Source organism: Streptomyces sp. NPDC090442 (assembly GCF_044769405.1).
GTDB lineage: Bacteria > Actinomycetota > Actinomycetes > Streptomycetales > Streptomycetaceae > Streptomyces.
This window is the reverse complement of the sequence record NZ_JBIVXW010000055.1, coordinates 37,913-64,330: the sequence shown is the minus strand read 5'-3', so window position 1 is coordinate 64,330 and position 26,418 is coordinate 37,913. Positions and strand designations below refer to the sequence as shown.

Annotated in this window: 21 protein-coding genes; 6 read left to right on the top strand and 15 right to left on the bottom strand. The window is 71.6% G+C overall.

Annotated features, from left to right (window positions below):
* Nucleotides 1-588 precede the first annotated feature (588 nt).
* From ACIQU6_RS31385 to ACIQU6_RS31375, 3 genes are all read left to right on the top strand, one after another.
* Nucleotides 589-1,347, top strand: a complete 759-nt coding sequence (locus ACIQU6_RS31385; protein WP_403485097.1) for a class I SAM-dependent methyltransferase — start codon at nt 589-591, stop codon at nt 1,345-1,347.
* Between the two features lie 18 nt (nt 1,348-1,365).
* On the top strand, nt 1,366-1,575 hold the full coding sequence (locus ACIQU6_RS31380) for a DUF6332 family protein (protein WP_403485096.1): 210 nt from the start codon (nt 1,366-1,368) through the stop codon (nt 1,573-1,575).
* A 464-nt stretch (nt 1,576-2,039) separates the two neighbouring features.
* Nucleotides 2,040-3,125, top strand: coding sequence for a protein kinase family protein (locus ACIQU6_RS31375; protein WP_403485095.1), 1,086 nt, complete (start codon nt 2,040-2,042; stop codon nt 3,123-3,125).
* Between the two features lie 51 nt (nt 3,126-3,176).
* Here ACIQU6_RS31375 and ACIQU6_RS31370 read toward each other — a convergent pair whose 3' ends face one another.
* Nucleotides 3,177-3,695: a MarR family winged helix-turn-helix transcriptional regulator gene (locus ACIQU6_RS31370; protein ID WP_403485094.1), complete on the bottom strand. Its 519-nt coding sequence runs from the start codon at nt 3,693-3,695 to the stop codon at nt 3,177-3,179.
* A gap of 66 nt (nt 3,696-3,761) precedes the next feature.
* On the opposite strand from ACIQU6_RS31370, the gene ACIQU6_RS31365 reads away from it, so the two are divergent.
* The gene (locus ACIQU6_RS31365; RefSeq protein WP_403485093.1) at nt 3,762-4,718 is read left to right on the top strand and encodes an amidohydrolase family protein; all 957 of its coding nucleotides are present in this window, start codon (nt 3,762-3,764) and stop codon (nt 4,716-4,718) included.
* 44 nt (nt 4,719-4,762) lie between these two features.
* On the opposite strand, the gene ACIQU6_RS31360 is transcribed toward ACIQU6_RS31365, so the two are convergent.
* The 4 genes from ACIQU6_RS31360 to ACIQU6_RS31345 all read right to left on the bottom strand — a co-directional run bounded on the left by ACIQU6_RS31360 (nt 4,763) and on the right by ACIQU6_RS31345 (nt 9,746).
* A complete protein-coding gene (locus tag ACIQU6_RS31360; protein WP_403485092.1) occupies nt 4,763-5,443 on the bottom strand; it encodes an adenosylcobinamide amidohydrolase in 681 nt (226 codons plus the stop codon).
* A 164-nt stretch (nt 5,444-5,607) separates the two neighbouring features.
* Nucleotides 5,608-6,534 (bottom strand): LysR family transcriptional regulator, encoded by a 927-nt coding sequence (locus tag ACIQU6_RS31355; protein WP_403485091.1) that lies wholly within the window; start codon nt 6,532-6,534, stop codon nt 5,608-5,610.
* A gap of 16 nt (nt 6,535-6,550) precedes the next feature.
* A complete protein-coding gene (gene fdhD, locus ACIQU6_RS31350) occupies nt 6,551-7,372 on the bottom strand; it encodes a formate dehydrogenase accessory sulfurtransferase FdhD (RefSeq protein WP_403485090.1) in 822 nt (273 codons plus the stop codon).
* Between the two features lie 73 nt (nt 7,373-7,445).
* A complete protein-coding gene (locus ACIQU6_RS31345; protein ID WP_403485089.1) occupies nt 7,446-9,746 on the bottom strand; it encodes an FdhF/YdeP family oxidoreductase in 2,301 nt (766 codons plus the stop codon).
* 475 nt (nt 9,747-10,221) lie between these two features.
* Between ACIQU6_RS31345 and ACIQU6_RS31340 the strand changes: the two genes are divergently transcribed.
* Nucleotides 10,222-11,319, top strand: coding sequence for a methyltransferase (locus ACIQU6_RS31340; protein ID WP_403485088.1), 1,098 nt, complete (start codon nt 10,222-10,224; stop codon nt 11,317-11,319).
* A gap of 37 nt (nt 11,320-11,356) precedes the next feature.
* Here ACIQU6_RS31340 and ACIQU6_RS31335 read toward each other — a convergent pair whose 3' ends face one another.
* The 6 genes from ACIQU6_RS31335 to ACIQU6_RS31310 all read right to left on the bottom strand — a co-directional run bounded on the left by ACIQU6_RS31335 (nt 11,357) and on the right by ACIQU6_RS31310 (nt 19,282).
* A complete protein-coding gene (locus tag ACIQU6_RS31335) occupies nt 11,357-12,301 on the bottom strand; it encodes a phosphotransferase (RefSeq protein ID WP_403485087.1) in 945 nt (314 codons plus the stop codon).
* 21 nt (nt 12,302-12,322) lie between these two features.
* Nucleotides 12,323-13,390, bottom strand: a complete 1,068-nt coding sequence (locus ACIQU6_RS31330) for a bile acid:sodium symporter family protein (protein ID WP_403485086.1) — start codon at nt 13,388-13,390, stop codon at nt 12,323-12,325.
* Between the two features lie 148 nt (nt 13,391-13,538).
* On the bottom strand, nt 13,539-14,402 hold the full coding sequence (locus tag ACIQU6_RS31325; protein WP_403485085.1) for an oxaloacetate decarboxylase: 864 nt from the start codon (nt 14,400-14,402) through the stop codon (nt 13,539-13,541).
* A gap of 364 nt (nt 14,403-14,766) precedes the next feature.
* On the bottom strand, nt 14,767-15,939 hold the full coding sequence (locus ACIQU6_RS31320; protein WP_403485084.1) for an FAD-dependent oxidoreductase: 1,173 nt from the start codon (nt 15,937-15,939) through the stop codon (nt 14,767-14,769).
* Nucleotides 15,940-16,247: 308 nt separating this feature from the next.
* A complete protein-coding gene (locus ACIQU6_RS31315; RefSeq protein WP_403485101.1) occupies nt 16,248-17,309 on the bottom strand; it encodes a peptidase S8 in 1,062 nt (353 codons plus the stop codon).
* A gap of 983 nt (nt 17,310-18,292) precedes the next feature.
* Nucleotides 18,293-19,282: a phosphatidylserine/phosphatidylglycerophosphate/cardiolipin synthase family protein gene (locus tag ACIQU6_RS31310; protein ID WP_403485083.1), complete on the bottom strand. Its 990-nt coding sequence runs from the start codon at nt 19,280-19,282 to the stop codon at nt 18,293-18,295.
* 436 nt (nt 19,283-19,718) lie between these two features.
* On the opposite strand from ACIQU6_RS31310, the gene ACIQU6_RS31305 reads away from it, so the two are divergent.
* Nucleotides 19,719-20,045 (top strand): nuclear transport factor 2 family protein, encoded by a 327-nt coding sequence (locus tag ACIQU6_RS31305; RefSeq protein WP_403485082.1) that lies wholly within the window; start codon nt 19,719-19,721, stop codon nt 20,043-20,045.
* A 232-nt stretch (nt 20,046-20,277) separates the two neighbouring features.
* On the opposite strand, the gene ACIQU6_RS31300 is transcribed toward ACIQU6_RS31305, so the two are convergent.
* The 4 genes from ACIQU6_RS31300 to ACIQU6_RS31285 form a co-directional block, all read right to left on the bottom strand.
* Nucleotides 20,278-22,842 (bottom strand): FtsX-like permease family protein, encoded by a 2,565-nt coding sequence (locus ACIQU6_RS31300; protein ID WP_403485081.1) that lies wholly within the window; start codon nt 22,840-22,842, stop codon nt 20,278-20,280.
* Nucleotides 22,843-22,960: 118 nt separating this feature from the next.
* Nucleotides 22,961-23,737 (bottom strand): ABC transporter ATP-binding protein, encoded by a 777-nt coding sequence (locus ACIQU6_RS31295; RefSeq protein WP_403485080.1) that lies wholly within the window; start codon nt 23,735-23,737, stop codon nt 22,961-22,963.
* A gap of 274 nt (nt 23,738-24,011) precedes the next feature.
* Nucleotides 24,012-24,686: a response regulator gene (locus tag ACIQU6_RS31290; RefSeq protein ID WP_403485079.1), complete on the bottom strand. Its 675-nt coding sequence runs from the start codon at nt 24,684-24,686 to the stop codon at nt 24,012-24,014.
* On the bottom strand, nt 24,683-26,362 hold the full coding sequence (locus tag ACIQU6_RS31285; protein WP_403485078.1) for a sensor histidine kinase: 1,680 nt from the start codon (nt 26,360-26,362) through the stop codon (nt 24,683-24,685). Before ACIQU6_RS31285 ends, ACIQU6_RS31290 begins: the two co-directional genes overlap by 4 nt.
* Nucleotides 26,363-26,418 lie beyond the last annotated feature (56 nt).

Genomic DNA, 26,418 nt, shown 5'->3' with positions numbered 1-26,418 from the left:
GGCGGATCTTCCGCCACGCCCGCATCAGCCCGAACAAGCTCACGTCAGTCGCCGCAGCCATCCTCACCCTCATGATCTACACGTGAAAAAGGCTCCAGGATCGCGGCCAAGACCCCTGAGTAGAACCGGGAGCCCGCCCGGACCCTGCTCCCTCGCGCGTACCGAGGACGGACCTGCCTGCCTGGCGACCTGCCTGGCCAGCCCCTAGCGTCGGAGCAGGCCCGTCGGGCATGGACGGACGGGACGAGGCTGGGCGCACTGCCCTTCGCACGTCGGTGCGCCCAGCCGCCCCACCCCCAGATGCCACGTCATGGCCGGCCACTTCCGCCTCCCCTCCATCCGCGGAATCTGTCACACCGCCCGCCTCGCATGTCGAGATGCGCCATCTCCGACCCGGCGGATGTCCTGCTCGCTCCGGCCGCGGCAAGGTCGCACTGACAGCCACCGCAGCCGTGACACCTGGCAGCCACGAGCGGCAGTCAGAAGTGGCAGTCACCAGCGGGGCGGGAAGTCACCAGCGGAAGCCCTACCTTGGGACGGACTACCGTGGGACTGACCACGTGGAACGGTGAGGGGCCGGGAGGGACCTTGAACTACCGCACATCAAAAGGGACTTCGGCGGCGCGCCGTGGCACGTACGGCGTCGACGCCCCCTACGTTCCGGCGCTGTACGGGGTGGCGGGCGTTGGGCTGTTGGGCTGGGGCGTGGTCTCCCTGGCCGTCGACGGCCTCGCTCCGGCGCCCTGGGCGGTCTTCGCCGGCTGCGTGGCACTCGCGGCCGCGGGGCTGTTCCTGTACGTGACCCGGCGCGGCAAGTTCCTCGTCTGGGAGAAGCTCCTCGACGAACTGGCGCTCCGTGGCGACGAGCAGATCCTCGACTTGGGCTGTGGGCGAGGGGCGGTGCTGCTGGCGGCCGCCCGCCGCATTCCCGGCGGCCGGGCCTACGGCGTCGACCTGTGGCGCAGTCAGGACCAAAGCGGCAACCACCCCGCCGTCACCGAACGCAACGCACGGGCGGAAGGCGTCGCCGACCGCGTCGAGCTCCACACGGCCGATATGACCCAACTCCCCTTCGAGGACGGTCGATTCGACGTCGTGCTCAGCAGTCTGGCGATCCACAACATCTCCGATCCCCTCGGCCGCACCTCGGCGATCGAGGAGGCGGTCCGCGTGCTCAGGCCCGGCGGCCGCCTCGTCGTCGCCGATCTCCGCAACACCCGCCAGTACGGCGCTGATCTGCAACGACTCGGATTGTCCGACGTGGCCCGCCGCGGTGCGGGGGCACGAATGTGGTGGAGCGGCCCTTGGGCGCCCACCGTGGTGGTCTCCGCCACCAAGCCGGGCTGAGCGCTGCCGATCGCGGGCGTGTTCGGGGCCCGTCGCGACGAGGTCACCTTCCGTCAGCCGGCGGCCGTCTTCGCCGTGGCGCTGGTCCCTGCGCTGGTTGTTGGCGTTGCCGAGCCGGCAGGTAAGGGCCTGCTGGCGGCTGGTGGTGTGCTGGCCGTCACCGCCGCGGTCTGGCGTGTGGTAAGGGTGTTGCGCCGCTTCGACGCGTCTCGCCGCCAGGGGCGCTGAGTGACGACTTCCCCGCTCCAGCGCTTCTTGGCGGGTTCGTGGTGCTGCGAAGTCAGCGATCCGGGTGGTCAACTGCGGTGCCGCTCCTTGAGCCTGCATCCGCGTTGCCGATCGCCTTCCTCGTAGGCGCTGGCCCGAGAATCACCATCAGGGTGAGTGCGGCGATCCAGCAGAGTGCCGGTTGGAAGTGGGCGATCGTTGCCAGCAAGACAAGAGCGGCCGATGTCGCCGGAAGAACCCTCCAGGTCAGCTGCCGAGAAAACCTCGCCATGCGCTCCCCTTCTGTCGGCGTGAGCGGTCGCTCCTCTTGAGACGCTGGCATGGTGCGCCTTCGCCGGTCCGGTTAGAGTAGGTCAATCCTTCAGCGCTGAGTTCGCCCAACTGTGCTGGAATGATGGCCAGTTCGCTGCGCGGTGGCATGATGCGACGTCAAGGGTTGTGTGGCAGTCACCTTGGAGTTCCCGATGAACGAAGCCGAGTCGCGGCGCGCGGCGCGCCGTTCCGCCTACGCGATGGTGGGGACCCGGCTGTCCCAGTTCGGTGACCAACGGCTGCGCGACGCGATCGCCGCGGCCCCCTCCCAGGAGGTGGGGATCGGCGGCCGGGCCGCGCAGTTGGACGTCGAAGGGGTGCACGTCTTCGTCAAACGCATCCCGCTGACCGACCTCGAACTGCGCCGGGAACACCTGCGCTCGACCGCCAACCTCTTCGACCTGCCGCTCTGCTACCAGTACGGGATCGGCTCCGCCGGATTCGGTGCCTGGCGCGAGCTGGCCGCACACCTGCTGACCACCGGATGGGTCCTGGCGGGCGCGCACGCCGGCTTTCCCCTGCTGTACCACTGGCGGGTGCTGCCCGACGGCCCGCCGGAAGGGTTCGTCGACGAGTTCGGCGGCATCGACGGGGCGGTCGCCCACTGGGAGGGGGAACCCGCCGTACGCCGCCGGCTGGAGGCCATCGGCCGGTCCTCCGCCAGTCTGATGCTCTTCCTGGAACACCTGCCGCAGACCCTCGCCGCCTGGCTCGCCGCCGCCCGTACCGCGGCCCGAACCCCGTCGGAGGCCGGTGGGCACTACCAATGGGTGGAGGACGAACTGGCCCGGGGGACGGCCTTCATGAGCTCCCATGGACTGGTGCACTTCGACGCGCACTTCCGCAACCTGCTGACCGACGGCCGTCAGGTGTACTTCGCGGATTTCGGCCTGGCGCTGAGCCGGGACTTCGCGCTCTCGCCCCAGGAGGCCGCGTTCCTGACGGACCACCTCGACTACGACCGCTACTACGCCCCCTGGCACCTCCTGCGCTACCACGTCCTCCCCGACGCGTGCCAGGGCGGTGACTGCGAGACCGTCGTCAGCCCCGAAGCCCGCCTACGTGCCTGGCTGGCCGGCCGCCGCCCTGACGTGCCCCCACGGGTCGCCGCCCTGCTCGACCGGCACGCCCGGTCCGCGCTCCTCCTCGACGACTTCCACCGCCGGCTGCTCACCCGGAGCAAGCGGACGCCGTTCCCGGCGGCTGCCCTGCGGAGGGCCGAGGGCGAGCGGCGGTAGCGGTCGGTCGGCGCTTCCGGGCCGTGCACCGTGGCGTTGAGTCCGCTCCCGTCACCCCGGTGTGGAATCCGCCCCGGGCATCGTGTTGATGAGTTCGGCGAGCCGGTGCAGTTGCGCGGCGAGTGACCGGCGCTCGTCCGGGGTGAAGTGGGACAGGGCGCGGGACTGGCGGGCCCGGAGTTCGGTGCGCACGGCTTCCAGTCGGTGCGTGCCCTCGTCGGTGAGTCGGACCAGGACCTGGCGCTCGTCGTGTTCGGCGCGGCGCCGGCTGACGACCCCGTTGGCTTCGAGCTGCTTGAGCATGCGGGTGGCGGTGGGGACGCTGACCTCCGCGCCGGCGGCGAGCCTGCCGACCGGCAACCCCTCGCTCCCGTCGTCCGCCGTCAGGGGGGCGAGCAGGGCGAGCTGGGCCGTGGACAGCCCGGTCGCGGAGCGGCCGGCGGTGGCGGCCCGCGATCGACGCATGGCGTAGAAGAGCTGGTCAGCGGCGCGTGCCAGCTCCTCCACGCCTTGCTCGTCGGGGGCCGACTTCGGGGCCTGGTCGGTCTGGTGCTTGCTGCTCTCTCGCATGACTGTTAGCTTACTCAGTAAATTCATTAGCTTGCTAACTAATGAGGAGTAGAGGAGCGAAGAACCATGGACTTCCCTGCCCGCATCGACGTTCACCAGCACATCGTCCCGCCCGTCTGGGCCGACGCCCTCGCCGCGCGCGGCCTGGACTCCGGCGGCTGGCCGATCCCGGCCTGGAGCCCGAGCGGCGCGATCGCGATGATGGATGAGCAGGGCATCGCCACCGGCGTGCTCTCGGTCACCTCGCCCGGCGTCCACCTCGACACCGGCGCCAGTGCCGACGCCGACGCCCGCACCCTGGCCCGTGCCGTCAACGAGTACGGCGCCGAGGTCGTCAAGGACCACCCGGACCGCTTCGGTCACTTCGCCAGCATCCCGCTGCCCGACGTCGACGCCGCCGTCGCCGAGGCGGCCCACGCGCTCGACACCCTCGGTGCCGACGGGGTCGTGCTGATGTCCAACGTCCACGGTCGCTACCTGGGAGACCCCGACTTCGCACCTCTCTGGGCCGAGCTCGACCGGCGCCGGGCCACCGTCTTCATCCACCCCGCCCAGCCCCCGATGCCCCTTCTGCCCGGCACCCCCGCCCCGCTCGCCGACTACGTCTTCGACACCACCCGCACCGCCCTCAACCTGGTGCTCAACGGCGTCATGAGCCGCCATCCCGACGTCCGTGTGATCCTCTCCCACGGCGGCGGCTTCCTGCCCTACGCCGCCTACCGCTTCTCCGGCCTGGCGCCCATCGCCACGGACCCCGACCGCCCCTCCGACGAGGTCCTGCGCGACCTCAAGCGCTTCTACTTCGACACCGCACTGGCCGCGAGCCCCAGCGCCCTGCCCGCCCTGCTCGCCTTCGCCGAACCCGGCCACGTCCTCTACGGCAGTGACTGGCCCTTCGCGCCCCAGCAGGCCGGCAGTTACTACAACCACTTCCTGGAGACCTACCCCGACTTCGCCCCCGGCCAGGCCGAAGCCGTCAACCGCGGCAGTGCCGAGGCGCTCTTCCCGCGCCTGGCCCGCTGAGGGGGAGTCAACGTCCGGCCGGAGGCGAGGAGTTGACGTGCCGTTCACGGTGTCGGCGTGGCGGTGCGTACGGCGTCGTGGACGGCCCGGGCCAGTCGGGCGCCCCACAGTGAGCGGGGGCCGGCGAAGGCATGGGACTGCTCGTGGGGGTGGGGTTGGCGCGCGGCGACGCAGACCGCGTCGGTGGGGGTTCCGGAACAGTCGTAGCCCCGGTCGAGAAGTGCCTGGACCTTCGCCTCGGTGGCGGTGGCCACCGCGTTGACCAGGGCGGCATCGGTCAGTGCCACCGGGAGGGCGGCGATGATGTTGATCGTGCCCGGCGCGGCCGGCAGCGGCGTGCCCGCTGCGGGAGCGGCGGCCCAACCGCGTACGGAGATGCCCGAGGTGGCGACCGCCTCGGCGCCGCCGTCCTGTGCGTGGGCGTACCGGGAGACGTCGGCGGCCGTCATCAGCCCGACGCCGTCGCCCCGCACGCCCGCGCCCCGGGCCAGCTCGGACAGGTGCCGCGCGGGGTCGGTGCGTCGATAGCCGTGGGAGACCTGCGCGTTGAGGACCCAGGCACGGGCACCGATGCCGCCGCCGAGGACGGCTGAGCTGATCATCCGCCAGCCGGGACCCGCGGACCACAGCAGGGCGTCCAACTCCTCGCCGGCCTCGGTGTACGGGAGTTGGCGCACCGTCAGCAAACGGGCGGCCGCGCGTGGCGGTGGGACGACTGCGGACACCGGGCGGGGCTCCTCACGGGACGGACCGGTCGATCGTACGCACTGCCGGTGCGCCCGTTCGCGGCGGGGCGGCGCCGGCGCCACGGCAACCGCGGCGTCCACCGGTCGGGGCAGTCGGGCCCGGAGCGGGCGGCGCTGTGCACGGAGCGCGGTCCGGGCGTTGATCAGAGCGGGGGATGGCCCGGCAGGGTGTCCAGGACCGCGGCGACGTCGGTGCGGCGGGCGGTCTCCAGCAGGGCGCGGGCCATGGCCGAACCGGGTTCCCGGGCGGTGACCACCAGCCCTATCGGGGTGGTGTGGACGGGTTCCACCAACGGGACCGCCCGCATGCCGTGCGGGACGCCGAAGACATGCAGCCAGGCATGCGGCACGATGCTGGCCCACTGCCCGGTCCTGACCTGGGCGAACAGCGAGGCCACCGAGTCCGTCACGATCCTGGGAACCGGTTGCAGACCACCCTCCGCGAACACCTCGTCCAGCACCCGCCGCCCCTGCATCCGCCTGGTCAGCAGGCACAACGGCAGGCGGGACGCCTCGGCCCAGGTCGCGGTCGAGCGCCGGGCGAGGTCGTCGGCGACGCCGGTCAGCAGCACGTACCGCTCCTCGTAAAGGGCGACCGTGTGGAACTGGTCGGACGTCTCCTCGGGCAGGTAGGTGATCCCGGCGTCGATCTCGAAGTTCTGCAGTTGGTGGAGGATGTCCTTCGCGCGCAGGTCCGCCAACACGTCCACGGTGGCCAGCGGGTGCGCCGCGCAGAACGGCGCGGTGAGCAGCGAGACGGCACCCGAGGCGGTCGGCACCGAGCCGATCCGCAGGCGCCCGCTCAGGCCCGTGCGCAGGGCGTCCACCTCGTCCTTGAGGGCGTCCCGGTCGGCCAGGATGCGCTGCGCCCACCGCACGATGCGCTCGCCCTCGGGGGTGAGGCCCTCGTAGGTCCGGCCGCGCCGGACCAGCAACACGTCCAGTTCCTCCTCCAGTTTGCGCAGCGCCTCGGACAGGGCGGGCTGGGAGACGTAGCAGGACTGGGCGGCGCGGGCGAAGTGCCGCTCCCGGGCGAGTGCCACCAGGTATTCAAGTTGGCGGAACAACATCGCTCGCTCCCGGGGGTCAACGGAGCCGTTCGGCACCCGTGTAGACGTTCATCGACTGGCCGCGGAGAAAGCCTACGAGAGTCAGCCCGCTCTCCTCGGCGAGGTCGACGGCGAGCGAGGAGGGCGCGGAGACGGCGGCCAGCAGCGGGACACCCGCCATCACGGCCTTCTGGACCAGTTCGAACGAGGCCCGTCCGCTCACCATCAACACGGTCCCGCGCAACGGGAGCAGGCCAGCCCGCAGGGCATGGCCGACGACCTTGTCCACCGCGTTGTGCCGGCCGACGTCCTCGCGCAGGCACAACAGCTCACCGTCGGCCCCGAACAACCCGGCGGCATGCAGACCTCCGGTCCGGTCGAACACCCGCTGTGCCGCGCGCAGTTGGTCGGGCAGGGCCGCCAACGCCGCCGGTGAGGTGCGCAGCGGGTCCCCACCCACCGACCACGGCGCCGTGGTGCGCACCGCGTCCAGACTGGCCTTGCCGCACAGCCCGCACGAGGAGGTGGTGTAGAAGTTGCGTTCCAGCGACGCGTCCGGGGCGGCCACGCCGGGGGAGAGGACGACGTCGACGGTGTTGTAGGTGTTGCCGCCGTCGGCGGTGGCACCGGCGCAGTAGCGGATGCCCGCCACGTCGGCGGCCCGGTGCACCACGCCCTCGCTCACCAGGAACCCGGCCGCGAGATCGAAGTCGTCGCCGGGGGTGCGCATGGTCACGGTCAGCGGCCGCCCGCCGACCCGGATCTCCATCGGCTCCTCGGCGGCCAGGGTGTCCGGGCGCGGCGTGGGCACGCCCTCCCGCACCCGCAACACCCGCCGTCGTACCGTCACTCGGCCCATGGCCGGCTCCTCCTCCTGTCGTGCGGCGTGCGCCGTCGGTGGCCGTGCGGAATCGGCCCGCGGGCCGGGACGTTCAGGCCGCCTCGACGCGTTCCAGGCGGACCAGCACGCTCTTCGAGGTGGGCGTGTTGCTGAAGTCGGCCACGCTGTCGAGGGGTACCAGGATGTTGGTCTCGGGGTAGTAGGCGGCGGCCGAGCCGCGGGTGGTGGGGTAGGAGACCGTCACGAACCGCTCCGCCCGCCGCTCCACACCGTCGCGCCAGACACTCACCAGGTCCACCACGTCCCGCTCGGCCAGGCCGAGCGCCGTCAGGTCGTCCGGGTTGACCAGCACGACCCGGCGGGCGTTGTGGATGCCGCGGTAGCGGTCGTTCATCGCGTACGGGACGGTGTTCCACTGGTCGTGGGAGCGCAGCGTCTGCAACAGCAGGTGCCCCTCGGGGATCTCCGGCATGGTGAACGCGTTGCGGGTGAAGACCGCCTTGCCGCTCGGGGTGCGGAAGACCCGTTCGTTGACGGGGTTGGGCAGGCGGAACCCGCCGGGCCGGGCCACCCGGGCGTTGAAGTCCTCGAAGCCGGGGATGACGCGGGCGATCCGGTCGCGGACGGTGCCGTAGTCGGCCTCGAACTCCTCCCAGGGGATGGCGGGTTCGGATCCCAACGTCCGGCGCGCCAGCCGGGAGATGATGGCGACCTCGCTGAGCAGCCGCGGTGCGGCGGGCGGCAGCTTGCCGCGGGAGGCGTGCACCTCGCTCATCGAGTCCTCGACCGTGTAGAACTGCTCGCCGGTCTCCTGGACGTCCCGGTCGCTGCGGCCCAACGTGGGCAGGATCAGCGCGGTCTCGCCGCACACCGCGTGCGAGCGGTTGAGCTTGGTGGAGATGTGCGCGGTGAGCCGGCACCGCCGCATCGCGTCCTCGGTGACGGTGCTGTCCGGGGTGGCCCGCACGAAGTTGCCGGCGACGCCGAGGAAGACCGTGGCCCTACCGTCGCGCATGGCCCGGATGGCGTCCACCGAATCCAGGCCGTGCCGCGCCGGCGGGGTGAAGTCGAACTCGTGCCCGAGGGCGTCCAGGAACTCCTTGGGCATCCGCTCCCACACGCCCATCGTGCGGTCGCCCTGCACGTTGCTGTGGCCGCGCACCGGGCACACCCCCGCGCCCGGCCTGCCCACATTGCCGCGCAGCAACAGGAAGTTGACGATCTCGCGGATGGTGGGCACGCCGTGCTTGTGTTGGGTCAGGCCCATCGCCCAACACACGATGACCTTCCCGCTCGCCAGGACCTGCTCGTGCACCCGCTCGATCTCCTCGCGGGACAGCCCGGTGGCGGTGCGGACGTCATCCCAGGAGACCGTCCGTGCCTGGGCCGCGAAGTCGGCGAAACCGGTGGTGTGGGCGTCGATGAACGCCCGGTCGAGGACGGTGCCCGGCGCCGCGTCCTCCGCCTCCAACAACAACCGGTTGAGCGCCTGGAACAGGGCCAGGTCACCGCCGGCGCGGATGTGCAGGAACTGGTCGGCGATCGAGGTGCCCCGACCGATCACCCCCCGCGCCTTCTGCGGGTGCTTGAACCGGATCAGACCGGCCTCGGGAAGCGTGTTGACCGCGATGACCCGGCCGCCGTTGCGCTTGGTCTCCTCCAGCGCGGAGAGCATCCGCGGGTGGTTGGTGCCGGGGTTCTGTCCCACGACGAAGACCAGGTCGGCGGTGTGGATGTCGTCCAACGAGACGCTGCCCTTGCCGATGCCCAACGTCTCCTGGAGCGCGAACCCGCTGGACTCGTGGCACATGTTGGAGCAGTCCGGCAGGTTGTTGGTGCCGTAGGCGCGGGCGAACAACTGCAACAGGAACGCGGCCTCGTTGTTGAGCCGCCCCGAGGTGTAGAACAGCGCCCGGTCGGGGGAGTCGAGCCGGCGCAGCTCGTCGGCGATCAGACCGAGCGCCTCGCCCCAGCCGATCGGCTCGTAGTGGCTCGCACCGGGCCGCTTGACCATCGGCTCGGTCAGGCGACCCTGTTGGTTGAGCCAGTAGTCCGATGCGCGCCCCAACTCCGCGATCGAGTGCGCGCGGAAGAAGTCCGCCCCGATGCGCCGCCCGGTGGCCTCGTCGTTGACGTGCTTGGCGCCGTTCTCGCAGTACTCGTTGAAGTGCCGCTTCCCCGGCCCGGGTTCCGGCCAGGCACAGCCCGGGCAGTCGAAGCCCTTGGCCTGGTTGATGTTCAGCAGTGTCAGCGCGGTGCGGCGTACCGATGTCTGGGACAGCGAGTACCGCAGCGCGTGGGTGACCGCGGGCACGCCGGTCGCCCACGTCTTGGGCGGAGTCACCGACAGGTCGTCGACCGGGTCCTGTGTCGGGCCCTCGTTGCTGCTCATGGTCTGCTCCGTCCCCTTCTGCTGTTCTCCGCGCTCGCGGGCACAACCGGGCCGATGAACCATGCCGGGACGCGCCCGAGTTGGGCACCGTGGTCGCGCGCCGGGGTCGCCGCGCCGGAATTCCGCACCGGGACGTCGACGCTGCCTGGCCGGCCCTGACGAGTCTCCAAGCGCCCACGGGAGAAGTCAAAGAGGTGTTTCCTGTGAGCTGATAAATCGCGCCTATCGACGTTTCCGTCGACACCGTGGGGCGAAGGGAATGCCAGGTGCGGGGGCGGGAGTCTGGCCCGAATCGATCGTCGGCTCCGCCCCGGTGGGTGATGTTGGTGCATCGGTACGGACCTCGCGGGGCATCCTCACCGACGGGCGGGAAGCCGACGGGCGGGAAGCCGCGTGGCACCGGCCGCCCGGGCATCCGATGCCTGGTTCCGTCACAGACCCCGCAGGCGGCGGGGCGACCGAGGAGGAGAACGGCGTGCAGCAGGACGCGGGCAACGTCAACGGCAACGGCGAGGAGGAGCCAGCGGTGGGCTCAGGCGGGAGGACCGGCCAAGGCGCCGACACCGACGCCCGCTTCCGGCGCTCCGCCGCCTTCCTCGCCGATGAGGCCCTCGGGTTCCTCTACCCCGCGGCCCTCCGCGCGGCGGCCGACGTGGGAGTCGCCGACCACCTCACCGACGGCCCCCGCACCCCCACCGAACTCGCCGCCGCCACCGGCACGCACGCCCGCAACCTCTACCGGGTACTGCGCCTCCTCGCCACCAGGGGCGTGGTGGCGGAGGACGAACAGGGCCGGTTCGGGCTGACCGAAGCCGGCCAGGCACTCCGCAGCGACGCCCCGTACTCCGCCCGCGCCGCCGTTCTGATGCTCACCGACCGTACGATGTGGCTGCCCGGCAGCGAGATGAGCCGCTGCCTCACCGAGGGCGGCTCCGCGTTCGACGAGATCTTCGGCATGCCCTTCTTCGACTACTTCGCCCAGGACGACCGGACCGCCGCCGTCTTCCACGACGGCATGGCCGCGATGTCCGACGCGGAGAACGCCCCGCTCGCCGACGCCTACGACTTCCCGACGGCCGGCACGGTCGTCGACGTGGGCGGCGGCCACGGCGGCCTGCTCATGGAAGTGCTGCGCCGCCACCCCGGGTTGGACGGCGTCCTCTACGACCAGCCGCACGTCCTGGCCGGGCATCGCCTGGGTACCGAGGAGGCGATCGCCGGACGGTGGACGCTGGCGGACGGCGACTTCTTCGCGGCCGTGCCCCCGGCCGACGTCCACCTGATCAAGCGCATCCTGCACGACTGGGACGACGAGCGCAGCGCGCTCATCCTCGACCACTGCCGTCGCGCGCTGCGCCCGGGCGGTCGGATCCTGGTCCTGGACGCCGTGGTGCCGTCGGGCAACGCGCCCCACCAGGCCAAGGCGTTGGACCTGTTGATGATGGCGTCGCTCACCGGCCGGGAGCGCACCGAGGCGGACTTCGCCGCGCTCTTCGAGGCGGCGGGCCTGCGCCTGTCCCGCGTGGTGCCCACGCCCACGGTGCTCTCCGTGGTGGAGGCGGTACCGGCCTGACCGGCCGGAGCTCGCCCCACCTCACGCTCCGCGGGCCTCACTCCGACGTCGCCAACTCCTCGTGCAGCCCGTCCAACGCCGTGTGGTCGTCCTCGTTGCCGGTGTGCGGCGAGGCGAACCACCGGGCGTATGCGGCGATTTCGGACAGTCGCCAGTCGAGGGCGAACAACTCGGTCATCGCCGGCTCGTGCGGCACCTCGGCACCGGCGGCGAGCAGATCGCCGTAGTCCCGTTCGCGCGGTGCGAGGAGCAACGACTCCCAGTCGACCAGCCGCAGTCCGGAGGCGTCGACGAGCTGGTTGGCGAAGTGCGGCTCACCGTGGGTCGGTACCCAACGGTCCCGGTGCGCGACCGCGGCGCCGGCCAGTTCGTGGTAGCGGACGGTCCAGCGCCGGATCGCGTCGTGACGGGCGTCGATCGCGCGCCTCGCCGCTTCCCCCAGCGGGCCGGAGGCCCACGGCCGGGCCGTCCGGGCGCGCAACTCCTCGGCGAACGCGGGGCCGACCACGGGAGTCCAGTCACCCAGTCCGCTCGGCGGCCCGGCGTCGTGCAGCGTGGCCAACGCGGCGACGACAGCGCGGACATGGTGCGGCTCGCGGGCCTCCGCCTCGGTCGGGGTGTGCCCCGCCGACCACGGAGTCACGCTGAGGGCGCCGCCCCCGACCTCGACGGTGAAACGGCCGGTGCGCGAGGGCAGCGGCGCGCACACCACCGCCAGGCCGCCCGCGGACAGTGCCGCCGCGCCCGCGTAGGCCGCTTCCAACGACGCCCGGGTGTGCCGCGGCGCCAACTGGTCGAGCGTCACGAAGAGGGTGCCGCCGGGGCGGGTCACCCGCCAGTGATGGGCGCCGAACCCCCAAGGCAGATAGGCGATTTCGGCGATCCGGACGTGGCCGGTGCTGTCCGAGTTCGCGGCCGGCCAGTGCCTGGCGACCGCGTCGGCGATGACGTCGTCATGGAGGGAAGAGGGACGGGAGCGCATGAGAGCCGACTCTAGGGCCTCTCACTTCCCCTGTGCGGCGGGCGCGGACACGGGCGCGGTGGGTGGGGTGGACGGCGCGCTCGGTGGGTCCGCGGGTGCGGGCCAACGGCGGGCCACATAGGCGCAGAGCACGAGTTGGAGGGTGTGGTAGAGCATCAGGGGGAGCACGGTGATGCCGATCCGGTCCGGCGGGAACAGCACGGTGGCCATCGGCAACCCGCTGGCCAGGCTCTTGTTGGAGCCGCAGAAGACGGCGGTGACCCGGTCGGCGCGGGGCAGGCCGATCAGGCGGGCGGTGCCGTGGGCGGCGGACAGCGCGAAGCCGAGCAGCAGCGCGCAGACCACGGCCAGGAGCAGCAGTTGGGTCGGCGGAACGCGGTGCCAGATTCCGGACGTGACGCCCCGGCTGAATGCGGAGTAGACCACGAGCAGGATCGAGCCGCGGTCGCAGAGGGTGGTCAGCATCCGGTGTCTGCCGAGCCAGTCGGCGATCCAGCGGCGCACTGCCTGGCCGGCCAGGAAGGGCAGGAGGAGTTGGACGGCGATGTCGGTGAGTTGGGACGGCGTGATGGGGGCGTCGCCGGGGCTGGCGCCGGTCTGTCGGAGCAGCGTGACGGCCAGCAACGGGGTCAGGAGGACGCCGAGGACGGTGGAGAAGGACGCCGAGCAGATGGCGGCGGCCACGTTGCCGCGGGCCATCGAGGTGAAGGCGATGGAGGACTGGACCGTGGAGGGCAGCACGGTCAGGAACAGGACACCGGCGGCCAGTTCGGGTCCGAGCACGCCGTGCGGCAGCAGTCCGGCCGCCAGACCGACGGCCGGGAACGCGACGAAGGTGAGGGCCAGGACGGGGAGGTGCAGTCGCCAGTGCCGCACGCCGTCGAGGGCGGCCTGTGGGGAGAGCCGGGCGCCGTAGAGGAAGAAGAGCAGCCCGACCGCCAGGCGGGCGGCGAGCGAGACGCCGTCGGCGGCCGCGCCGTCGGCCGGGACGAGGGCGGCCAGGCCGATGACGCAGAACAGCGCGACGATGTACCAGTCGACGCGGCGCAGGACCCGGCGGGCGGCGTGGTCGGGAGCGGGATGCGGCACGGTTCCTCCGGCAGAAGGGGAGGGGAGCGGTGCGGGGCCGGGCAGGGGCAGGGGCCGTGTCGCGTGACCGCTTCCGATACCGACCGGTACGGGGGAGCGACACGGCCCCTGCGCAGGTGCTGCCGTGGTGCGGTGCTTCCGTCGGGCGTCAGTGTGCGGCGTTCGCCGGGACCCGGTCGTGGTGGCGGCTGATGTTCTGCTCCAGCAGCGCCAGGCACTCGTTGACCCCGACCGCGCCCGAACGGTGCTCCGGCAGTCGGCCGTCAGCCTGCTTCAGCTCGCCCAGCGCCTGGTCGATGGCGGTCTGCGCGGCGAAGAGGCAGGGGGTGCTGTAGATGGCGACGTCGACGCCGAGTTGGTCGAGCTCGGTCAGCGAGAGCCGCGGTGACTTGCCGCCGGCGATCTGGTTGAACAGCAGCGGCTTGTCGCCGATGACGCGGCGCACCTTGTGGATCCAGTCGACGCTGCGGACGCCGTCCACCAGGATCACGTCCGCGTCGGTCGCGGCCAGTGCCTTGGCCCGGCGCAGGATCTCCTCCTCCTCGGTGGCGTCGGTGCGGGCGACGACGAGCAGGTCCCGCCGTGCCTGGAGGACCATGTCGAGCTTGGCCAGGTACTCCTCCAGCGGCAGGACCTGTTTGCCGTCGACGTGGCCGCAGCGCCGGGGACGCTGCTGGTCCTCCAGGATCACGCCGGAGGCGCCGGCGGCCTCCAACTGCTGGACGACGTGGCACGCGGTCTCCGGATCGACGTAGCCGTCGTCGATGTCGACCAGCAAGTGCTGCCGGGGGAAGGCGAGTCGGAGTCGCTGCACGAAGGCGACGATGTCGGGCCAGGCGATGAAGCCGATGTCCGGTAGGCCGTAGTGGGACGCGGCGAAGCCGAAGCCGGAGATGAACATCCCGTCGTAGTGACGCGCCGCCAAAGACGCGGAGAACATGTCGAAGACGCCGATCAACGGGGTGGTTCCGTCCGCCTGGATCGCGGCTCTTAACCGGTTGGGGTGGTTCACGGTACCCTCCGATGCGTGGTCGCGTGGGTTGCGCGTCGCGCCTGATCCGTTGCCTGCCAGAGCTGGTGGTCAGTGCGATGCGTCACGGGCCGAACCGACCGGGGGCATGCCTGAGCAGCATGCCCCCGGTTCTTTGACGTCTGGGCCGGCTCGTGCGGAGTGCGGTTGTCGCGCTCCGCGAGAGCAGGCTAAGAAAAGAAAAGGTCATGTGACAACCATGGATTGGCAATGACCCCTGGTGGGCGTCGCTTTTGAGCCGTTCCTCGCGCGGCCGTTCGCCCGGTCCGAACTGCCCTGAACAGCAGGGCCGTTGGTGGCCCGACAGGGCGCCGACGAGCCGCGACGCCCGGGACGGGCCCAGTCGTCAGCCCACTCCGTCGCCCACCGTGCGCAGGTCAACGTCCCACGCCAGTTGGCTGACCAACGTGTCGTCGCCCGGGCGTGGGGAACTCGGTGCCTGGCCGGTGCGAGCGGGATTGCGGGTGCCGCGGGAGATCTGCCCGCTGACCGTGATGTTGTGCTCCACGCGCGGGCGGCGGCATGCCTCGTAGAGGGCGAACGCGCCGTCCGCATCGGGCGCGTCCCGCAGGGACTTGGCGAGGATGACGGCGTCCTCCAACGCCATCGAGGCCCCCTGGCCCGTCGCCGGCGAGGCCGCGTGCGCGGCGTCACCGACGAGCAGCGTCCGTCCGGAGCGCCAACGGGTGCCCGGCGGCAGCTCGGTGGCGTTGGTGGCCATGAGGGCGTCGGTCGAGGCCGCGACGATCTCCGCGGCCGGGGAGGCGTCCTTCCGCAGCACGTCGAGGAGTCGCGCGCGCCAACGTGACGGGGTGGGGTGCGCCAGTTCCTCGGCGGGGATCGGCTCGCCGGCGACCCGGGCGAACCAGTATGTCTCCCCGTCCGGCGAGACCGCGTAACCGAAGGTTCCGGCGCTGTTCCGCACCATGGTGATGTGGCCGGTGTCCTCCACCACCGGGGTGTTGCGCGTGGAGCCGTAGAAGACGCACTGCCCCGCGTAGGCGGGCTCCGCGTCGGGGGCGAGGGAGCGCCGGACGGTCGAGTTGAGGCCGTCCGCGCCGATGAGCAGATCACCCGTCGCGGCACTGCCGTCGGCGAACCGCGCGGTCACCTCGTCGGGGCCGTCCGCCACGGACACCAGTCGCGCACCGTGCCTGACCTCGATACCCCGGCGGACCACCTCGCCCTGCAGCGTTGCGTTCAACTCGCCGCGGCGCAGGCACCGGTACTGAAGCAGCGCGTCGCCGGCCTCGCCCATGGGCGCGTGCGCCACCTCGCTGCCCCGGTCGTCGAGCAGGCGCATCGAGGACAGCGGGAAGCCGATCGCGGTGACCGCGTCCGAGGCGTCGAGCTGCGCCACGGCGCGCATCCCGTTGCTCGCCAGGGTCAGGAACGCCCCGATGTCCTCGGCGGTGTTGGGGTGCGCCTCGTGCACGGTGACGTCGAAGCCCGCCTTGTGCAGGGCCAACGCCGTCGCCGAACCGGCGATCCCGCCACCGATGACCAATATGCGTGTCACGTTCCACTCCGCTCGTCTGCCTGGGTCCCGTCGGGCGACCTTCCCGCTCAATGATGGACCCGGGCCCGCCCGGACCGGACGGATCGGACGCGGACGGGACGCCTGTGCCAGGCTCCTCTCGCCCGGGCTCAGACGGCCGTGCACGAGCTGCGAGACGCACCGCAGACCGCCACAGTCCGGCTCCTCGAAGAGGGCCGGACTGTGACGATCGGTCGCACTGTGCCGTTGGATCGTCTTGCGGTGGACGGCCGTTGGACGGCTACGGCGTCACCGGGTCGTCACCGTGCCGCACGCGGTTCCGCGGCGTCTTACTTGGTGAAGGCCGCGGTGCCGTTGGGGGTGCCGAGGCCGGTCGGGCCGTCGTAGCCGGTGCCGGCCGTGCAGAGGTACGACGGGGAGCAGGTGCCGTTGGCGCCGCTGGTCACGTCGTTCAGCGCGGAGGCGTGGCTGTACGGGTACGAGGCCGGGGTGTCGCCCGAGCCCGGCGTACCGGCGAGGGCGTAGACGCCGGCGATGAACGGGGAGGACGCGCTGGTGCCGCCGTAGACGTTCCAGCCGGTGGCCTGGTAGCTGTCGTAGACCGCGAGGCCGGTGGCCGGGTCGGCGACCGAGGCGACATCGGCGACGGTGCGGTTGGCGCAGCCGGTGTCCTTCTGCCAGGCCGGCTTGGCGTCGTACTGGGAGCAGCCGGAGCCGGCGCCGTTGCCGCCCGCGCTGGAGCCCCACACCGACTCGCTCCAGCCGCGGGAGCTGCTGTCCTGCTGGAGGGAGGTGCCGCCGACGGCGGTGACGTACTTGGAGGCCGCCGGGTACTCGACGCCGTAGCCGCTGTCGCCGGAGCTGACCGTGATGGCGACGCCGGGGTGGTTGAAGTACTGCTCGTCGGAGGAGGTGTCCGTGGAGTCCTCGCCACCGCCGTAGCTGTTGGAGACGTACTTGGCGCCCATGGTGACGGCGCGGTTCACCGCGGTGCCCAGGTCGCTCATGTTGGCGCTGTTGGCCTCGACGAGCAGGATGTGGCAGGAGGGGCAGGCCGCGCTGACCATGTCGACGTCGAGGGAGATCTCGCCGGCCCAACCGGAGTCCGCCGCGGGGTAGTTGGTGCCGCCGTCCTGGTCGACCTTCTGGAAGCAGCCGTTGGCGGTGCTGCACTCGGGCAGGCCGTACTGGGAGCGGTAGGTCGCCAGGTCCTGCTCGGCGTTGGGGTCGTCGTTGGCGTCGACGATCGCCACGGTCTGGCCGGAGCCGCCTGACTGGGGAAGGTTGTAGGCGCTCTGCAGGTCACTGGGACCGAAGCCGGAGGGCGCGGCGTTCGGGCGCAGGGAGAGCTGTGGCTTGATGTCCGTGCGGGCCACCGCGTTGCAGGCCATGTAGCCGGGCTTGGTCGGCTGCGCACACAGCCGGTGGGTGGGGACCTTGGCGTGGGGCGTCGCCACTATGGGGGACGCGTGGGCCGCGGGTGCGGCGTTGGACGGGGCGGCGGCGACCATGCCGCCGATGACCAGGGTTGCTGCCGACAGCAGGACCGGGACGGCGCGGTGCGCCAGTCCCCGCGTGCGTGCGGATCTGCCCTTTCGTAGCGAACGCAAGGGAATGACCTCCGTGGGGAAGGGACCGGCGGTCGGTGCCTGGGGACGGGGACGCCTTTGTGGTTCTGCTCCGCGCGCTCTTCACAGGAGGGGACTGTCAAGAACATGACATATCGACAGGGGCATCGACATGACACATCGATATGACACGGCGTGAATCGCTTGCGGATCGTGCAGGTGTGGCGTCCTGTCAGGGATGGACCGGCCTGCCGGTGATGAGTTGCGCACGTGCACTCAGCGATGCCACCCCAGTGAGTGGTGGCGTATGTGAAAAGTAATGAACTCTGCGTCAAGGAGACACCGGGCTACGGCAAAGGCTTTCCCTCGGTGCGGTGAACCGCCGGTGGGCGGGCGAGAGTTGCCCCACTGGTTGCCTCGCCGGTTGTCCCACTCGGGAGCGGGTGGCGGCCGCGGTGGCCCGCGGAGACGGTACGTGAGGGGGAGGCGCCCTCCTGGGGCACGCGCTCCCGTCGGGGTCCCGCTCTGCGGCCCGGGGTGGCGGGTGGCGCCGATCCGGATGATCCCCGTCCGTGCCGTCCCTGACTCCCGGACCCCGAGTCACTAACAGGTCGTCGTTCGGTCGTCCGTCAGGTCGTCGTCAGTCAAGTCCGCATACTGCGGCCGCAGAAAGCACCGAAAGGCCCGAAGCCAGTGCGGTTGCCGCGGATTCCGCGGTTTCCGTATGTGGCCTCGGGCCTCTGGTGTGTCAGCGCCGGGTCGGGCGTGGGCGAGTCGGCCGCCGGAGTGAGGTCGGCCGGGATTCGTCAGGCCCGGCCGGAGCCCTTCTGGAAGTCGGCGTTGAATGCCTTTTCGATGCCGTTGATGACCGCGGTGTCGCTGACGATGAGGCCGAGTTCTCGATTGTGGTTGAGGGAGTTGGAGGAGAAGTTCTCCGAGCCGGCGAACACCTTGGCGGCGGAGGTGCCGTAGTCGGAGACGATGGCCTTGGCGTGGATGTAGTAGCCGGTGGAGCTCGAATACGTCTTCACCTTGCCGCCCGCGGCGGTGACTTTCTTGAGCTGCTTGTTGTACTTCGAGCGTTGGTTCTCCGCGACGACGCGAACGGTGACGCCGCGCTTCGCGTCCGCGACGACGGCATTCACCAATGCGGCGTCGCCGAACTCCTCCTGCTGGACGTCGAGGGAGTGCTTCGCTCCCTTGATGAGGGCCAGGAGATGGCTTTGTGAGTCGGTGGGCGACCAGACCAGGTCGGTGCCGTCGGACGGGGTGACGGAGGTCTTCGCGTAGTCGGCGTCGAAGACCTTCTCGATCGCGTTGACGTCGGCCTTGTCGGTGTCGAAGACACCGTAGTCACGCGAGGTCGCGTAGTACTTCGTGTCGAAATTGCCGGTGCTGATGTAGGACTTGGCGCCGTCGACGGTGATCGTCTTCTGGTGCGTGTAGACGTAGTCCGAGGACGAGTACGTCACTCCGGCGCCGGCCGCGGACAGCGCCTTGTAGGCGGCGCCGTCGATGGACGCGTGCTGGGAGTCGAAGACCACGCGGACCTTGACGCCCGCTTTCTGCTTCTTGACCAGGTCGTTGACGAGCGTGGTGTCACGGAGCTCGTAGATGGTCACGTCGATCGACTTCTTCGCCGAGTTGACGAAGTCGTAGATCGGGCCCTCCTTTTGGTCCGGGAGGATCACCAGGGAGAACGGGCTCGCGGCGTGGGCGGTGGCGGGCACGAAGGCACCTACCGCGGCCAGGGCGCCTGCGCACAGGGCGGGTATCAAACGGCGGGTGGGGCTCACCGGATTCTCCTCTGACGTAGTGGGGGGGGCGCAACGCGCGTAGCGCACCCCAGTAAGGCACAGCCCCGAGACCCGCTGAAGCCCAGTTAGGTGAAGAGAAGGGCAGTGTTGTGCAAAGCGTTGTGTGTTCGAATGCGCAGCAACTGCCATAAAATTTCGGGTGTTTAGAGATCGTCCTTCATTTGTGCTGGTGCAGGGTGTGAGTTTGCGGGGGTCGTGCCCTATCGGGAGTTCGGCGATGATTCACCGTCAGTTTGCCTATCTGGCCGCATTGCCGTGCTCTTGCCCGTTCGCCCGCGTACTGCCGCGGAGTGCGATGTCGAGCCGACGGCTTGGGCGGCGGCCCGTGGTCGGCCGATCTTGGTGGGGTAGCGGCGAAGCATGACTGACTTGGAGAGGGGCGCTGAGGCGATCGCGCGACTGGAGCGGGAGCGGTTTGCGGCGGTCATCGCCGCAGGATGTTGACGCTCTGTCAGAAATATGTCATCGGGAATTGCTCTACACCCACACTAACGGCGCGACCGACACCTACGAGTCGTATCTGCGCAAACTGCGTGAGGGGGCGGGGGCCTTCCACCGCATCGACCACCCGGCACACCGGATCACCGTCACCGGCGACACCGCGCTGGTACTCGGCGAGATGAACGCCGACCTCACCTCCAACGGGCAGGCCGAGCAGCTCAACAACGTCACGCTGGCCGTCTGGGTGCGGAACGGCCAGACCTGGAAGCTGCTGGCCTTCCATCCGACACCCAAGTCCTGACCTGAGGCCCCATCGACCGGGCCTTGCGGCGGCTCGGTTCGCGGCGTCAACGCCAACCCCGTCTGCGAGAGGCCCTGTTGCCGACAAGCGGATCAGGGGGCGGTGCCAGCGTTGGATGTCGATCACTTCGAAGACGCGCCCCGGCCCTCCCCGTAGAGAAGGCACGACCCGGCCGTCGCCTCCCCGGGGGAGGGGAGCAACGGCCGGGTCGAGGGGTGTCGTCAGAAGCGCCCTAGCGTTCGGCGGTGGCTTCGAGGGGGCTCAGGGTGGCCGCTCGGCGGGCGGGGAGGGTTGCGGCGACCGCTCCGATCGCCAGGGAGAGCAGGCACACCAGGGCCAGGGTTCCCCAGGGGAGCGCGAGCGAGTACGTGGTGAGCGCGCCGTTGGCCAGGGCGCCGACCGCCCAGGCGCCGAACACCCCGCTGACCAGGCCCAGCAGCGTGCCGAACGCGGCGACGGTGACTGCCTCGATGCGGATCATCCGTCGGATGCCGACGCGGTCCATGCCGATGGCGCGCAGCACGCCGATCTCGCGGGTGCGCTCCGACACCGACATGGCCAGGGTGTTGATGATGCCGAGCGCGGCGATCACGACGCCGATGGCGAGCAGCCCGTACATCAGGGTGAGCAGGTTGCCCACGGTGCCGGCGGCCTCATGGACGAGCTGGTTCCGGTCCTGGACCTTGAGCAGCGGGTTGTTGCCGACGGCGGTGCGCAGCCGGTCCTCCATCTCCTTGGACACCGTGCCGTGGTCGGTGCGGACCAGGACGCGCTGGACGGAGCCGGGCACGAAGCTGTGGGCCTGGACCTCCGCGCGGTAGCCGAGCGCGGCGTCGGCGACCGGGTTGTCGTCGTAGACGCCGGTCACGGTGTACGGCTTGACGTTCTCGCTGCGGCCGATGCTCGCGTTGAGCCGGCTGCCCGCGCTGAGGCCGTGCTCCTCTGCGAGGGTACGGGACACGGCGATGCGGCCCGGTCCGAGGTCCTTCGCGGAACCGCTGACGAAGCGGAGCTTCATGACGTCGGCCACGGCGGCCGGGTCGACGCCGGAGATCTGCTGGGTCATGCCGCCGAGGAACAGGGTGGAGTCCGCGATCGCGGTGGCGGTGCGCACCCCGGAGGTGTCGGCGACCCGTCGCGCGGCGGCCGCGTCGATGGTGGTCGTGGTGGTGCCGGCGCTGATCACGTAGTCGGCACCGAGGCCGGACGCGGCCTGGCGGTCGAGGGCCTGCCCGGTGGAGTTGCCGATGACGGCGAGGCCGGAGACCAGTGCGGTGGTGATCAGCAGGGCGGAGGCGGTGGCGGCGGTGCGTCGCGGGTCACGCAGCGCGTTCTCCCGTGCGAGGCGGCCGACGACGCCGAAGCGGCCGGTCAGTCCTCCGAGGAGGCGGATCACGGGGGCGGCCAGCAGCGGCGCCAGCACGATCAGCGCGGCGCCGAGGAGCGCGCAACCGAGGAGCGCGTCCTGGAGATTGCTCTCGGAGGCGTCCTTCGCCCCGGTCAGCGACACCAACAGCCCCGCTCCGAGCGCCAAGAGGACGAGTCCCACCAGGCCGCGTATCCGGGAGCGAGCGGTGGAGGGCGGTTGTTCGGCCGTGCGCAGCGCCTCGACCGGCGCGATCCTGGCCGCCTGACGGGACGGCAGCCACGCGGCGAGCACGGTGACGCCGACGCCCACGGCGAGCGCGGCGGCGATCGGCGGGAAGCCGACGACCAGCGGGCCGCTGGGCAGCGGGCCCGCCGAGGCGCTCAGGGCGTGCGGCAGCACCATGGCGATGCCCAGGCCGAGCACGAACCCGACCACCGACGCGGCGAGGCCGACCAGGGCGGCCTCCAACAGGACGGAGCGGACCACCTGGCGGCGGGACGCGCCGATCGCCCGCAGCAGCGCGATCTCCCGGGTGCGCCGGTTCACCAGCATCGTGAAGGTGTTGACGATCAGGAACGAGCCGATGAACAGCGAGACCGCGGCGAAGATCATCGGCATCTTCTGGTAGCCCCGGGTCAACCGGTCGACGTTGGTGGCCTGTTGGGCGGCCTGGGCGGCGGCGGTGGTGGCCTCGGCGCGGTCGGCCGGCAGCACGGCCGTGACCCGCTGGGAGAGCTCGGCCTGACTGGTGCCGGGCGCGGCCGACAGGTCGATGCCCGTGTAGTGGCCGGGGGAGGCGAACAGCCGCTGGGCGGTCGCCTTGTCGAACAGGGCGAGGGTCCCGCCGGCGGTCACCCGCGGGTCCTTGGTGGAGACGATGCCGACGAGCCGCTTGGACAGCACCGGGCCGTCGGTGGCGAACCTGACCGTGTCGCCGATGCCGAACCCGCCCGCGGCGGCGGTGCCGGCGTCCACGGCCAACTCGTCACCGCTGCGCGGGGCGTGGCCCTTCAGCAGCGGATAGCGGTCGTCCTTGCCGTCCGCGCCGGGTACGTAGGCCGCGGCCAGGTTCGTCCAGGTCCTGCCGGCCCGCAACGGGCTGCCGTCCTTGGCGGACAGGGTGGCGGAGCCGTCGGCCAACGGGCGCACGGTGTCGACGCCCGGCACCTTGGCCAACCTGCCCACCAGCGCGTCGTCCAGGGCGGTGGTGCGCTGGTCGGTCGCGTTGGTCGACGGGGCGAACTTCGGGTCCACGCTGACCGCGATGTCGGCGAAGTTCTTGGAGGCGGCGGCGCGGAACGCGGCGGCGGAGGAGTCGGCGAAGACGAGGGTGCCGGAGACGAAGGCGACACCGAGGCAGACCGCGAGCACGGTCATCAGCAGACGGGCTTTGTGCGCAAGGACGTTGCGCAGGGCTGTTCGCAGCATGGAGGCAGTTCCAGGGGCGTTGGGAGGTGGAGAGGCAAGGGACGGGCGGGGGCCGGGGTCCCGTTGCGCCGGCGGCGGTGCGCGGCGCGGGGCGGACGACCGGCGGCGCCCGGTCGGTTCAGCGCGTGCGGCCCTGGGCCTCGAACCGGAGCATCCGGTCGAGCACCGCGTCCGCGGTCGGTTCGAGCAGCTCGTCCACGAGCCGGCCGTCCGCCAGGAACACCACCCGGTCCGCGTGCGCGGCGGCCACCGGATCGTGGGTGACCATCACCACTGTCTGCCCCAACTCCCGTACGGAGTCGCGCAGGAAGCCCAGGATCTCGGCGCCGGAACGGGAGTCGAGGTTGCCGGTCGGCTCGTCGGCGAAGACGATCTCGGGGCGCGAGACCAGGGCCCGGGCCACCGCGACCCGCTGCTGTTGGCCGCCGGAGAGCTGGCTGGGGCGGTGGGTGAGGCGACCGGCCAGGCCCACCGTGTTGACGACCGCCTCCAGCCAGGCATCCTCGGGCTGGCGACCGGCGAGCAGCAGCGGCAGCAGGATGTTCTCCCGCGCGGTGAGGGTGGGCAGCAGATTGAAGCCCTGGAAGACGAACCCCACCTTGTCCCGCCGCAGCGCGGTCAGTTGCTTGTCCGAGAGGGAGCCGAGCTCGGTGCCGCCGATCCGCGTCGAGCCGGAGCTGATCTTGTCCAGACCGGCCATGCAGTGCATCAGCGTGGACTTGCCGGAGCCGGAGGGGCCCATCACGGCGGTGAACCGGCCCCGCGCGAACTCTACGGACACCGAGTCCAGCGCGGTCACCTCCGTCTCGCCCTTTCCGTACACCTTGGTCAGGCCCGTGGCGCGGGCGGCCGGTTCGGTGGCGTGGGAGCCGGGGGTGGGGAACGTCTGTGACATGAGAACTCCGCCTGGGGTGTGACGGCCCGCCGATGGCGCGGCGGACCGGAGGAACACCACCATCCTCACCGCTCTCACTTGGGGAAACATCGCTCTGGAGGCGGGAGTTGGGCTCTGCCGGAGGGGAGAGGCGGCGGGCTTGTCCCTGTCCTTGGACAGACCTCGTGGGGGAGGCGTCTCTGCCGTTGGGCAGAGGCGGTTCGGCAGCGGGTTTCCAACGGGCCGCGCCGGGTGAGCAGGACGAGCCGGCCGCGGGACGAGGCCGGCCCCGCCCTCAGGAGGTCAGGCCCGCCCGATGGGCGAGGACCGCCGCCTGCACCCGGCTCGTCGAACCGGTCTTCTCCAGGATCGCGCCGACGTGCGTCTTCACGGTGCCGACCCCGATCCCGAGCCGCTGGGCGACGTCCTGGTTGGACAGCCCCTCGCCGAGCATCGCGAGGACCTCCCGCTCCCGGGAGGTGAGCCGGTCGATCCGGTCGTCCCCGGCCGTGGCGGAGACGGTCCCGGCCCCGCCGCGCAGCATCCGCGCGATCACCGAGCCGGTGACGCCGGGGGAGAGCACGGCATCGCCGGCCGCGGCCGCCCGCACCGCGCGGATCAGCTCCTGCGGGCCCTCGTCCTTCAGCAGGAAACCCGAGGCGCCGGCCCCCAGCGCCCGGACCACGTTGTCCTCGTCGCCGAAGGTCGTCAGCATCACCACCCGCGGCGCCGGCTCCAGGGCCAGCAGCGGCTCGATCGCGCTCAGCCCGTCGCACACCGGCATCCGGATGTCCACCAGCGCCACATCGGGGTGGTGCGCGGCGGCCTCCGCCACGGCCTGCCGCCCGTCGGCGGCCTCCGCGACGACGTCGATGTCGTCGGCGTGCCGGAGGATCAGCCGGACCCCGTGCCGGACCATCGCCTCGTCGTCGGCGAGCAGGACACGGATCGGCCGGGCGGGCTCGGTCATCGGGGGGTCTCCCAGGGTGCGGCGTCCCGAACCGACGGGACGGTGAAGCGGTCGATGGCGATGAGGCGGTGCGCGGCGTCGAAGCAGTAGCGGGTCACCGGGAAGCTGCCGGGGCGGGCCCCGTGGGCGTCGCCGAGCGGGTAGATGCAGCCGACCGCGCCGGCCGGGCGGGGCGGTTCGTGACCGGTGGCCGCGGCCCGTATGGCGGGGAAGTCCGCCACGCCCTGTTTGGCCAGGTCCTGGAACGGCATTCCCACGTAGGGCGGTTGGGGCGGCGGGTGAACGCCCCGGGGATGGCCCACGAAGACGAACCCGATGCCGAGGATCATCAGCAGCCCCAGCCCCGCCAGCCCGAAGACGAGCGTCAGCGCCTCGGCGGTCCGGCGGCCACGCTGCACGGAGTCGTCGCGCGCGCCGGTACCGGGCGTGGGCGCGGCGAGTGCGGCGCCGGGCCGTTCACCGGCGACGATCTCGCCGGGCTCGGCCGGCACGACGGCCGTCACCTCGAACCCGCCGGACGGCAGCGCGGTGGCGTCGAACGCGCCGCCGAGCAACTCCACCCGCTCCCGCAGCCCCGCGAGGCCGCGACCGGTGCCCACCTCCCCGGCGGCGACCGACGGCGCGGGGGGAGCGCCGTTGCGGACCGTGACCCGCACCGTCTCGGCATCGTGCACGACCCGGACGGTGACATGCGCGGTGGCCGCGTACCGGTGCACATTGGTCAGCGCCTCCCGCACCACCCGGTGCACCGCGCGCCGGACCCGCTGCGGGCGGTCCGCGAGATCGGCGCCCCGCCAGTCGAGTTGGACGGCGATGCCCCCGTCGCGGGACTCCGCGACCAGCGCCTCGACGCCCGCGCGGGTACCGGTCGCATCGGTGAGCGCGTCCGGCCCGGTGTCCCGGCCGAGCGGCCCGAGCACCCCCAGCGCCTGCCGCAACTCGCGCATCGCGTCCCCGGTGGTGCGGCGCACCAGGACCGCTTCTTCGCGCAGCTCCGGATCGGCCTTTTCGAGGGCCAGCTCCAGCCCGCCGGCGTGCAGCGAGACCAGGCTGAGCCGGTGGCCCACCATGTCGTGCATCTCGGCGGCGATCCGGGACCGCTCCTGGACCCGGGCCTCGCTGTCGGCCAGCCGCCGGGCCCGTTCCGCCGCGTCGCCGCGCTCCCGCAACGCCCTGACCAGGCGGTTCTGCTGGCCGTACACGGTGCCGACCAGGCCCGGCACGAGCACCGCGGTGACCGCTAGGACCAGGCCCAGCGCCACCCCGTACGGGATCGAACCGGGGCCCAGCCAGGGCGCCGTCGCCGTCGCGGTGACCACCGAGAGCAGACCGGCGGCACCGAGGAGGCGGGTCCGGCGACGGGCCCGGACCGTGCGGCGGGTCACGCTGTACGCGGCCGCCGCCGTGACCGGACCCAGGCACGGCAGCGCCCCGGTCAGCGCCGCGAGCGCCAGCAGCGCGGCGGCCGGGAAACGACGGCGCAGCGGGAAGAGCACGGCACCGGCGGGGACCGCCAGCAGGTGGTAGCCGGGGTGTGGCAGGTAGTCGAGACGCGCCACCACCGCGAACAGCGTCAGCGCCGCCAGCGCCGCCCCCACCGACTCCACCGCCGGCTCGCGCGACAACGCGGCGGACCGGTAACGGACGAAACGGCGGAAACGACTGGTGAGCGACACGCTCCCCAGTATCGGCGCCCCTGACCGCGCCGCCGTGAACCTCACGGGCGATCCCG